Origin of the sequence: Rickettsia tamurae (assembly GCF_000751075.1) — a bacterium.
Taxonomy (GTDB): domain Bacteria; phylum Pseudomonadota; class Alphaproteobacteria; order Rickettsiales; family Rickettsiaceae; genus Rickettsia; species Rickettsia tamurae.
In genome coordinates this window covers 83,892-95,682 of record NZ_CCMG01000002.1, presented here as the reverse complement: position 1 = coordinate 95,682, position 11,791 = coordinate 83,892, and the positions used below count along the sequence as shown (strand labels likewise).

The window sequence follows — 11,791 nt, the reverse complement described above, 5'->3', positions numbered from 1 at the left end:
TATTAATATAGAAATGAAATTTTCCTTTGCATTAATTTTATATTTTTCTATAATGCACCAAAATTTTATTTTTTTATAAATTGTAATTTATGCTTCAGTAAATAAGTTTTTAAAACATAAGATATTCATATTTTATCTTTAAAATAATTTTAAAGTTCTTATGATATTTTTATTTGATAAGAAATAATTTTGCACGATTCTTTAATAATTATTTACCAAATGATTATAAAAACTTAAAAAATATTATTTTATAGTTGCTTATAATATTAATTTATAGTATTATCTCTACTTACAATTGGATAAGTTTAATGGTATTAAATTATTAATACCACATGTTTTATAATAATATAGGATAATATCATTTTTGTTCAAAGAAAATTTTTAAATATAGATATAATTAGTAACCAAGGAGAAAATAATGGGTAGAAAAAACGATATTATACAAAAAATCGATAGTTTTATCGGCAAGAAAATTTATTCTTTAAGACTCGCTAAGGGGCTGTCTCGTCAACAACTTGCTGAAGTAATTGATGTTACTCATCAACAATTACAAAAATACGAAAAAGCAATTAATAGAATTTCTGTAGGAAGGCTAGTACTAATCGCAGAAGCTTTAGATAGGAATATTGATTATTTCTTTGAAGGTTTAGAAGAAGCTAATAAACCGCAGCCCGTACATACTCAACATCAACGTATGTGCATTGAAGTTTCAAGAAATTTTATGAAAATTAATAGCACGGAAGAACAACAAGCCGTTAATAATTTAGTAAAATGTTTAGCTGGAAAAGAAAAACTAAAAACTAATGCATAAAGGCAAGCTGTCATCCTGATTATGTTTTGATATCATTTATGTCATCCCCGCCGCGGAAGCGGGAACCTGGAAAAATAACTTTAATATTGATACAGAAGTTACATATTTAATAAAATAAACATATAAAAAACTTATTTTTTATACGTTTTACTAGATTCCCGCTTTTGCGGGAATGACATCGCTTGCCTTTATAATATACAGAATACAAATCTTGATCAGCGTTGTGGAGGAGAAGACTCTCTTTTAATAGGTATTGATTTATTTAAATTTTCCGACTGAATGCTATCTCTTGCATTCATTAATGCTCCCATAATTTTTATATTATCTTTGATATTAACTCTATCTCTTTCTACTACCATTTTAGCTTTTTCAATATCCGGCTCATCTTTACTTATAGGTTTTAATTCAGACTGTCCTGATACTACCCTTACATCTTCCGTTTTAACACTACGGTTTTCAACTGCGTCTGCTCGTTTTTGTTCTTGTAATAACTTATCTATAGTTTGTAAACGTACCTCTTTAGATAAAGTTTTATCATCAATTAAATTAGCTTTAATGAAACTTTGCTGTTCTTCAGTAGAAGATTTAGTACCAAATTCCTTTACCAGCTCATCTACTTTTTTTGTTGATTCAGCTCTTTTTTCTTCGAGAGTTTTAAGATTACCATATGGAGAAAGCATAGCACGAATATTATTGACTTTCTCAACTGCAAGCTTAGAGATATCATTTAATATATTTGAAGTTTTTTTCACAACTTCTTCTTTTGAGACTTCACGTTTTTCAGGATGAGCATCTAAAACAGGGGTAATAACATTTTTTAATGCATTAGCTACATCTTGGGCTTTGTTATATATATCATCGAGAGGCTTGGGTTCTTCTATATTCTGTCCTTTTAACCCTTCAGTTAAATTTTGAGTTTCTCTATCTAAAGCTGCCTCACTCGCTGCATCTTTAGCTTTTTTAAGTGCTTCTTTCTCAGAGTCATTAATATTACTATTATCGATCCCACTAGAAACTGCCTTAGTTATTTCAGGACCTCCTTTGCCTTCATAAATACCGTCTACTAATCCTTTAGTCATTAGCTCTCTATCAGGTAAATCAGTCTTACTTTCTGCAATACCTTTTTCCGCTGATGCCATAATAAGTGCTTTATCCGGTAAGGATAAAGAGGTATCACTATGAGTAGCTATAGTCTCGCCTACCCCTTTAACAATCTCTGCTTTGTCTTTAGCTTCAAGCGAGCTTCCTGCAATTGTGTTAGTAATTCCTTCAATTATTTCACTTTTTACCTCTACTTTAGCCGGACTATCTAAAACATTAGATGTAATGGCTTGTATGTTTGTTGTTTTTAATCCAGTATTACTTAGAGGATCAAATAAAATATCATTTACTTTTTTTATTGTATCTTTTTTAGTTTGTTCCGCCGTAATCTTATCTAAATTCTGTTGCATCAATTGTTGTTGTTCCGAGCTGAGAACTTGGGCTTCTACACCTTTCTTTAATACAGAACCTAATAATTTTTGTTTTTCCGCATTGCTTAATTCAGAGGCATTAACCTTATCACCTACTGCTATAAGCATCGTCCCTTTATCTTCAGTAGAAAGGTTACTTTTTATTACAGCATCCGTAATACCGTCAATTGCCGCAGCTCTACTTGCATCATCTTTAAGACTTAAACCGACATCTACTGCCTTTTCTAACATCTGCTGTTTTTGCTTCGGTTCAAGATTCTCTGAATTTAAAGCGATAGCTACTGTAGCTTCAAGCATTTTTGATTTTTCTAGGTCTGGGGTATTCTGATCATTTTTTATGGTTTCTAATACCGCATTTACTCCAGCTACTTTTGCGTCCGGTGTGAGGTCGTTATTATCGACCGTATTTTCAGTTAAAGCAATGATATTAGCCTGCTTTTTAGCAATATCACTTTTCTCATTATTAAGAATTGCCGTGGCTGCTTCTTTAATTAAATCAATTTGTTTATTGCCGTCAGTTTCTTTTGTTAAACCTGCATTTACATAATTTAATAAATCTTGCATGCTGCCTGATAAAGCTGTAGCTGCATTAAGGAGGTTTGGATTCACTTGTTGCGACTGTGGCATCTGTGTAGTTTGAGTAGACGTAGGCGTTTCAATAGATGACTGTAATCCTTGATTTGGATTTATTGTAGGTTCGTTTGTTTCTAGTGCCTTACTTTGTCCTTGTCCTATTATAAGATCTTCGGCTTGTGATAAGTCAACGCTCTGCCCTTGGTTTAGTTCTACCTCTTTCATCATTTCTTTATATTTACCGCGTGTTACCGCAAGTGTATAAATTTCTCCACCATGCTCTATATAAGCTATTGCGTCATCTCCGGTTCCAGCAAATTTTAAAGGTTTCGGTGAGCTTATTTCTTTAAGTTGAGGTTTACCGTTTGGTCCTTCTTCGTAGTGGGCAGTGAAATATACGGCTTTATCTTTGGAGGGCTTTGTGCCATCAGCTTTTAATGCTACCATCGACAAATGCATTGACCCATCGGCTTTATCAAGTTTTATAGGAAAATCTATTTCTCTATATGAGCTGATCTGAACCTGAATACCGTCTTGTTTAGCTACAGTAAAAGGCTTAGTTTTAACAGTTGTTTCATTTAAGGTACAGAGTTCATCACCTGCATCATTTTTAACTACTGTTGCTCTAAGATCGCTTGCACTTACTTGATTTTTCCACTGTACCGGCTTAAATCCACCAGGGTATCCACTAGCGACACTAAATGTATTATGAACATTTTTATAGCCGGCTATTTCTATTGATTCTAATTTCTTTTTAAGCTCAGGATTTTCTAAAGCCTTATCAATAAATTTTCTATTAGCCGGATTACCGAAAAAAGCATTTAATGTTTTATCTTTTTCTTCTTCTATTTCTTTTCTTTTTTGTTCAGCTAAATCACGGTCTGCAAGGGCTGCCAGGTCTTTTAATATTTGTTCTATTAAATTATCTTTTTGCGGTTGTATAATTGTTTCTCTTACAGCCTTGGTTATTGGGTCTGATGTCTGACCGTCAGGAGAGATATTGTCCAATAAAGCACTAATTGAAGGGGTAGATTGAGCAGAAGATGCAGAAGTAACGATAAAACCATCGTCAGCTGAATCTAGTGTAGGTTGAGCGGGAGCAGCTTGTTCTTGTTTTTTTTCATCTATATCGGATTCATATCCTTCATCATTTTCATATCCAGTATTATCTTTACTCATAAAACCTCTAATTTAACCAAAAATTAATTAGCACAAATTTTCCGCTGTCATCCCGTGGTCAAGCCACGGGATGACAGCAAAAAGACCTATCCATGCAAGTACTACATCTTTTTCACAGTTTGTGTTATACTGTCAAAGATATTATATAGAGATTTTAGTAATATCAAGAAAAAACTGATATTATTATTGAGAAAATTTAATAGAATTTTTATATTCTTTATTGAGTTCTTTAGTTGCCCAAAGCCAAGTTAAGCAAGTAATTATAAATATAATCATTAAACAGATGGAAATAGATTGATAACTAGCGGAAGGTAATATTATAAATACCAATGATTGTAAAAATGCACTACCGGATTTACCGAGTTTTGTACCTATCACGTCGGCAGCAACTTTACCTTTTATTTTTATTTCCGGATCTAAAGGAACATAGACCATTTCTTTTGTTGAATCAAATAAGGTATATTTGCTTGATTTACTAAGCACATTTTGAATAGCACCTATTGTTATAGCAATTAAAGCAGGATCGGTTAGGATAAAATTTGCTATTATTAAGCCGGCAAATCCTTCAAAATTATTAATGGCAAAAAATAATATACCGGTAATAAAAACTATTAAAGGTGTGATAACAACTGCCGTAAACCAGCCAAGTCTTCTAACTATATTTGAACCAAGTACGACAAATAAAATAGTAAATACTCCGGTATAGCTCAAATAACTTCCTATAAAAGCTGCATATTCGGTTGGAGTTTTATAAATTTTAGTAGCTGCTGCTTTCCAAGGACCTTCTACTAAATTAATGGCAATGCCATAGCAGATAAGCAAAGTTGCAATTAATCTAATATGTCTTGACGATAGAATCATTTGAAAACTTTCGGCAATAGTCATAGATTTTTTCTTTGCTTTAAACCTGAGTAACGCCATATGCTCTTTGTCTAGTACTTTATGATTAAGCAGCCAAAAAGTTTTAATAGCTATTATACCTAAAATTAATACTATAGTTAGTATAATTTGTATAGAAAGTGTATGAAAAGACGATTGCAATGCAAATTTATTAGTTACGTAATCATTAATATTACTTAGATTTTCTAAAAACTGCCCTGCTAAATAAATACCTGTTTGACTAAGTAAACCGAATAACGGATAAAATCTTTTAGATTCTTCCACTGTAGTAATATTATTAACAAACTGCCAAAAAAGTAATGCAAAAACTACGTTTGGCCATAATTCGGCTATTATATAAAATAGTGAAAAACTCCATTTTGATAAAAGCAGTATAAACCATTTTAAATTAGGTAAACTTGCCGTTAAATTTTGAACGTTTACAGGGCTTAAATGCAGCATTTCATGATTTGGAAAAATAACGTAGGCAAATAAAACAAAGAATGTTAAAAAAATTGATATAATAAGATAAAATATATTTTCTGCTTTCATCCTATTAACAAGCTTTACATAGATAGCAGCCATTAAGAAAGCTGACGGCATCACTCCCCAAAACTTCAAAAACGAGATAGTCTCGGCGCCTATCATAGTAGTAACAATACTATCTTTTAAAGCTCTGATTAGATTTTGGATAAATAAAATACAGAACATTAATAAGGTGATGAATAAAAATTTAGAAACTTCGTGGCGTTTTATAGGCCAGATATAATCGGTAAGTTTAGAAAGACAGGTATTGATTTTAGAGGAAGAATTTTCTATATTACTGGGGTTAATCGTCATTATTTGGTCTAACCTATCATGTAATTGGAGCTTTGTTGTATGAACTGTATGTCATTCCCGCGAAAGCGGGAATCCAGTACTTTAAAGCTTTTTAAAAGATTTTTTGAAAAGCTCGATTTATCTCGCTTTACCCTAGATCCCCGCTACGCGGGAATGACATCTAAAGCTTTCCCTGATCTATACAACAATACTTGTAATTGGCTAGATATATATTAAAGATTTTCTAAATTTAAGTCAAGTTAAAATCAAATTAAAATGAGTAATTATTGGTTAAATATTTATAAGCCAAGAGGCATAAGTTCTGCTAAACTTGTTAGTATAGTAAAAAAAATACTCGGTAAAGTTAAGATAGGGCATGCAGGTACTCTAGACGTAGAAGCGGAAGGAGTATTACCACTTGCCGTAGGTGAAGCTACAAAACTAATACAGCTACTAATTGATGCTAGAAAAACCTATATTTTTACCGTAAAATTTGGAATACAAACAGATAGCGGCGATTATGCCGGTAAAGTAATAGCAACGAAAGATTATATCCCTTCTCAAGAAGAGGCTTATGCCGTATGTTCTAAATTTATCGGTAACGTAACACAAATACCGCCGGCTTTTTCAGCTCTTAAAGTTAACGGCGTAAGAGCTTATAAATTGGCGAGAGAGGGGAAAGAAGTAGAATTAAAGCCACGAAATATAACTATTTATGATCTAAAATGTTTAAATTTTGATGAGAAAAATGCTACCGCTATATACTATACGGAATGCTCAAAAGGTACTTATATAAGGACTTTAGCAGAAGATTTGGCATTGTCCTTGCAAAGTTTAGGATTTGTGATAGAATTACGCCGTACTCAGGTTGGAATATTTAAAGAAGAAAATGCTATCCGAATTAAATCGCCTGACGAAATTACCAAAAATTCCCTAGAGGAAAAAAGCATAAAGATAGAAGCAATACTGGACGACATCCTGGTTCTTGATGCAACTGACAGCCAAGCACAGCAAATTAAATACGGACAGAAATGTTTATTTAATTATGAAAAAGACGTTAATCTTTTATGGGTTCGCTATAAAGGTGTTTTGCTTGCAATAGGTAGCTTAAACAAGAGTTGCTTTAATTCTTTACGAGTATTTAATTTAATACAAGACTTCTTTTAAAACTAGAAGTCTATATATTTAAGGAGAAATTATCGATGTCGATTACTACAGAACGTAAACAACAATTAATTAAAGAATATGCTATAACGGAAAATGATACAGGTTCAAGTGCGGTGCAATGTGCTATCTTAACTGAAAGAATCAATAATTTAACCGAGCATTTTAAATCTAACCATAAAGATCATACTTCAAGACGCGGATTATTGATTTTAGTCGGACGTCGCCGCAGATTACTTAACTATATTAAAAAGAATAATGTTAGCGAATATTTAGATTTAATAAGTAAGCTAGGAATTAGAAAGATTAAGTAGTACAAATATCATATCGCAACTTGACCTAGTGTCATCCCGTGGTCAAGCCACGGGATGACAACCTTGAATAAAATATAAATTATGAAATGAGATAAATAGATGTTTAACGAAATAACTAAGAGTGTTACATGGAACGGGAAAGTTCTTGAGCTTAGTACAGGTAAAATAGCAAGGCAAGCTGATGGAGCAGTTACGGTAAAAATGGGTAATTCCGTTTTATTATGTACAGCAGTAGTAGCTAAAAAAGCAAAAGAAGGTATCGGCTTTTTTCCTTTAACGATTAATTATAGAGAAATGGCGTATGCTGCCGGTAAAATCCCCGGAGGATTTTTTAAACGTGAAGGAAAAGCATCAGATAGAGAAGTTTTAGTATCTCGTTTAATAGATAGACCGATTAGACCGTTATTTCATCCGGCTTTTGTGAATGAAACGCATGTAACTTGCAGTGTTCTTTCATATGATCCTGAAACTCCGGTAGATATACTTGCAATTATCGGTACATCGGCTGCACTTAGCCTATCCCCTGCTCCTTATCTAGAAATAGTTGCTGCAAGTAAGGTCGGTTTAATCAACGGTGAATTTGTTTTAAATCCGGCACTTGAATTATTAAAAACAAGTCAGCTTGATTTAGTAGTTGCAGGAACATCAGATTCAGTAATGATGGTTGAATCGGAAGCTCATTTACTCTCTGAAGAACAAATGTTAGAAGCCGTAAAATTTGGATTTGAAAGCTTCCAGCCGGTAATAAAGATAATTAAAGAACTAGTAGAAGAAGCTAAAAAACCAAAGCTTGAAATGCAAGATTTATATCCCGCCTCATTAAAGAAAGAAATTGAGAAATTATTTGTAAAAGAAATTGAACAAGCTTTTGCGATTAAATCTAAACAAGAACGTAGCACTAATTTAGATTTAATACCTGAAAAAGTTCTTACACATTTTGTAAGCGACATAGAAAATAAAAAATATAGTAATTATCAAATCGAATCGGCTTTAAAATCTATTGAATCAGATATATTACGTAACGAGATTTTAGAAAAAAATAGACGTATCGATGGAAGAAGTACCACGGATATAAGACAAATTGCTTGTGAAATAGGTTTACTACCTTCCGCACACGGTTCAGCTTTATTTACTAGAGGCGAAACGCAAAGCTTAGTTAGCACTACATTCGGTACTAGTTTAGATGAGCAGATGGTTGACAGTTTAGAGGGTGAGTATAAAGAGCGTTTTATGCTTAATTATATCTTTCCGCCCTACTCTGTAAATGAAGCAATGCCGATGAAAGCACCTAGTCGTCGTGAAGTCGGACACGGTAAACTCGCATGGCGTGCTATTAATCCAATATTACCTAATAAAGTACAATTTCCTTATTCTATTAGAGTAGTTGCCGAAACTACGGAGTCTAACGGTTCTTCTTCAATGGCAACTGTTTGCGGTAGTTCTCTTGCTTTAATGTATGCCGGCGTACCGATAAAAGCACCGGTTGCGGGTATTGCTATGGGACTTATTAAGGAAGGCAAAAAATTTGCCGTATTATCGGATATTCTCGGTGATGAAGATTATTTCGGTGATATGGACTTTAAGGTTGCAGGAACTAGTGAAGGGATTACTGCATTACAAATGGATATCAAAATATCCGGAGTAGATTTTAAAATAATGAAAGTAGCTTTAGAGCAAGCACGACTCGGTCGTTTGCATATACTGGAGCAAATGAATAAAGTTATCAGTAAACCAAATAGCGAACTAAGTAAAAATGCTCCTTCTACTACTACTATAAAAATAGATAAGGATAAAATTAGAGATATTATAGGACCGGGCGGTAAAGTAATAAAGGAAATTTGTGAAACTAGCGGTGCTAAAATAGATATAAGCGATGACGGCAGCGTTTCTGTTTATGCTTCAGATAGAGATAAGCTAAAAGTTGCCTTAGATAAAATTAAAGCTATTGTCGTTGAACCTGAAATCGGTGAAATATTTAACGGTACGGTAATGAAAGTCTTAGATTCCGGTGCTTTTATTAATTATTTAGGTAATAAAGATGGCTTTGTTCATATTAGTGAAATTTCAGAAGAAAGAATAGAAACGGTTAGTAGTGTTTTAAAACAAGGCGATATAGTAAAAGTTAAGCTAATAGGTTTTGATAATAAAGGCAAAGCAAAATTAACTATTAAAAATACCGATAAGGATAAATCTTCAAATAATCCAAAACCAAAAAATAATGTTAATAATGCTAAGGAAAGTTCAGAATCTGAGCAGCGACGTGATTCTAGTAAAAAACGAGCTTGGAATGAAGATAATAATACTGAAACGTCTGAAGTAATTACAGAACGTAAGTATTTTAATTGATCTTGTCATACCGTGGACAAGCCACGGTATGACAATGAGTAAATAAATGACCAACACAAATAATTACCGCATCATCGCAAAGAGGGTTATTTCTAGTGAAGCAAGTGCTTTAGAAAAATTATCCGAAAATATCCCTGAAGATTTTAACAGAATTATAGAATTTTTACTATCTTTCAAAGGACGGGTAATTTTAACGGGTATAGGTAAAAGCGGTTATATTGCAAAAAAAATAGCAGCTAGCTTTTCCTCAACCGGTATGCCTGCTTTTTATTTACATCCGGCAGAAGCAAGTCACGGCGATTTAGGTATGGTGACGAGAAATGATCTAGTAATTATGCTATCTAATTCCGGTGAAACTAAAGAGCTATTTAATATAATTGAATATTGCAAGAACTCTTCCATAAAAATTGCTGCGATGACAATGAATAAAAATTCCACTTTAGCTAAAAGAAGCGATTTTTTATTAATAGTACCTGAATACCCGGAAGCTTCTGTAATTGGAGCTCCTACTATATCATCTTTAATAATGTTATCACTCGGTGATGCTTTAATGACTGTTATACATGAAAAACGAGGCTTTACTAAAGATGATTTTAAAATTTATCATCCGGGAGGTACAATCGGTGCTAATTTAACAAAAGTTAAAAACCTAATGCGTAGCGGTGATGAAATACCTTTAGTATATGAAGATACTTCCTTTGCCGAAACTATAATTGTTATGAATAAAAAACGTTTAGGTTGTACACTTGTAACAGATAAAAACCAAAATTTGGTGGGAATTATAACCGATGGGGATTTACGTCGTCATATTAACGATCAAATCCACTTAAAAACAGCATCAAGCATTATGACCAAAAACCCTATTCATATCTCATCGAAAATATTTGCAAAAGAGGCTTTAAATTTAATGAAAGCCAAGAATATCACTAATATACCGATTGTTGATGATAATGTTATTATAGGCATTATCCATATTCATGATTTACTACGCATAGGAGTTAGCTAAAATCTATGCCCTCTTCTTATAAACGGCGAAAAAAAATTTGGAAATCTGTATATCTTTTAATAATAGTTGGAATTTTGTATATAGGATATATATTAATTAAAAGTGGTTATATTAATGAAGAAAACGATATTAACGTTACAAAAAAAAGTTTAAAAGATACTAAAAATTTTGATTTAAAATATAATATTATATTGAAAGATTCAATTTTTGAGGGAGTAAATAAAAATTTAAATGCGTATAAGATTAAAACTGAGCGAGCTGTAAAAGAGTCAGATAACAAATATAAACTAGATATAATAAATGCTATTTATAACGTAAATCAAGACCAAACTCTTATTATCAATGCGAAAGAAGGCTTTTTAGATGAAGAATCAAACATATTAGATTTAAAAAACGATGTAAAACTTTTTTTTGATGAGATCATATTTAACACTAACGATGCAAGGATTGATTTAGTAAATAAGAATATAACCGGTCATTCCCCTGCTAAGTTACTTTACAAAAACTCTTCAATTACTTCGGATAGTTTTAATACGAAGGATGAAAATAATATTATAATTTTTAAAAGCAATGTTTCTACAATCATCGATTTATCGGATTAGATATCTTTCTAAACCAGCTTATAGAGAGGAATTTAAAGGAGACACGGAACGCAGCACCGCAGCGTATATAGACATACGTGAGGATGCGAGTACCGGTTCAACGTTTAAATTACCTCTAGAAGCGAAGTTTAGAAAGATATCTATTATTAAACTTGTTTTACTTCTTATAATTAGTACCGCAATATATGCTAATGATAAAAATATTTCAAATTTACATATAACATCTGATACTTTAATTATTGATAGAACCAAACAAAAGGCAGAATATCTTGGAAATGTTGTTGTTTACTTCGATAATGCGATACTTAGAACGAAAGAATTATATATTTTTTATAAAACAATAGATGAAAAGCAAACTATTGATCATATAGTTGTCCCTACTAAATTGACTGTAGAAAGAAAAATAAATAATGAATTATTACTTGCAGATAGTGCTAAATATTTTTTCGATAATAAACAACTTATTCTACTTGGTAATGTAATATTACAGCGTGACGATAATGTTTTAAAAACTAATAAACTAATCTACTATGTAGATATTATTAAGAAATAGAGCTATTTATCGTTGGTACGTCATTGTGAGCGACTGCAAGGAGTGTTGCAATCCAGTTTAAAAATGCTAAAGA

The 11,791-nt window shown here is 32.2% G+C and carries 9 protein-coding genes; 7 read left to right on the top strand and 2 right to left on the bottom strand.

The window, feature by feature from the left end:
- Nucleotides 1-418: 418 nt before the first annotated feature.
- A complete protein-coding gene (locus MB29_RS00520; protein ID WP_011271056.1) occupies nt 419-811 on the top strand; it encodes a helix-turn-helix domain-containing protein in 393 nt (130 codons plus the stop codon).
- 215 nt (nt 812-1,026) lie between these two features.
- On the opposite strand, the gene MB29_RS00515 is transcribed toward MB29_RS00520, so the two are convergent.
- Nucleotides 1,027-4,035 carry a Sca4 family spreading effector gene (locus MB29_RS00515; protein WP_032138623.1) on the bottom strand — a complete coding sequence of 1,003 codons (3,009 nt, stop codon included), beginning with the start codon at nt 4,033-4,035 and terminating at the stop codon, nt 1,027-1,029.
- 183 nt (nt 4,036-4,218) lie between these two features.
- Entirely contained in the window at nt 4,219-5,754 is a 1,536-nt protein-coding gene (tlc4, locus tag MB29_RS00510; protein WP_032138622.1) for an NTP/NDP exchange transporter Tlc4, read from the bottom strand.
- Nucleotides 5,755-6,009: 255 nt separating this feature from the next.
- Here tlc4 and truB point away from each other — a divergent pair, with 255 nt between their 5' ends.
- From truB to MB29_RS00480, 6 genes are all read left to right on the top strand, one after another.
- The gene (gene truB, locus MB29_RS00505) at nt 6,010-6,900 is read left to right on the top strand and encodes a tRNA pseudouridine(55) synthase TruB (RefSeq protein ID WP_032138621.1); all 891 of its coding nucleotides are present in this window, start codon (nt 6,010-6,012) and stop codon (nt 6,898-6,900) included.
- Nucleotides 6,901-6,935: 35 nt separating this feature from the next.
- Nucleotides 6,936-7,211 (top strand): 30S ribosomal protein S15, encoded by a 276-nt coding sequence (gene rpsO, locus MB29_RS00500; protein ID WP_008580203.1) that lies wholly within the window; start codon nt 6,936-6,938, stop codon nt 7,209-7,211.
- A gap of 99 nt (nt 7,212-7,310) precedes the next feature.
- The gene (gene pnp, locus MB29_RS00495; protein WP_032138620.1) at nt 7,311-9,557 is read left to right on the top strand and encodes a polyribonucleotide nucleotidyltransferase; all 2,247 of its coding nucleotides are present in this window, start codon (nt 7,311-7,313) and stop codon (nt 9,555-9,557) included.
- Between the two features lie 46 nt (nt 9,558-9,603).
- Nucleotides 9,604-10,563: a KpsF/GutQ family sugar-phosphate isomerase gene (locus tag MB29_RS00490; RefSeq protein ID WP_032138619.1), complete on the top strand. Its 960-nt coding sequence runs from the start codon at nt 9,604-9,606 to the stop codon at nt 10,561-10,563.
- Nucleotides 10,564-10,568: 5 nt separating this feature from the next.
- On the top strand, nt 10,569-11,165 hold the full coding sequence (gene lptC, locus MB29_RS00485) for an LPS export ABC transporter periplasmic protein LptC (RefSeq protein WP_032138618.1): 597 nt from the start codon (nt 10,569-10,571) through the stop codon (nt 11,163-11,165).
- A 136-nt stretch (nt 11,166-11,301) separates the two neighbouring features.
- The gene (locus tag MB29_RS00480) at nt 11,302-11,718 is read left to right on the top strand and encodes an LptA/OstA family protein (RefSeq protein WP_410528030.1); all 417 of its coding nucleotides are present in this window, start codon (nt 11,302-11,304) and stop codon (nt 11,716-11,718) included.
- Nucleotides 11,719-11,791 lie beyond the last annotated feature (73 nt).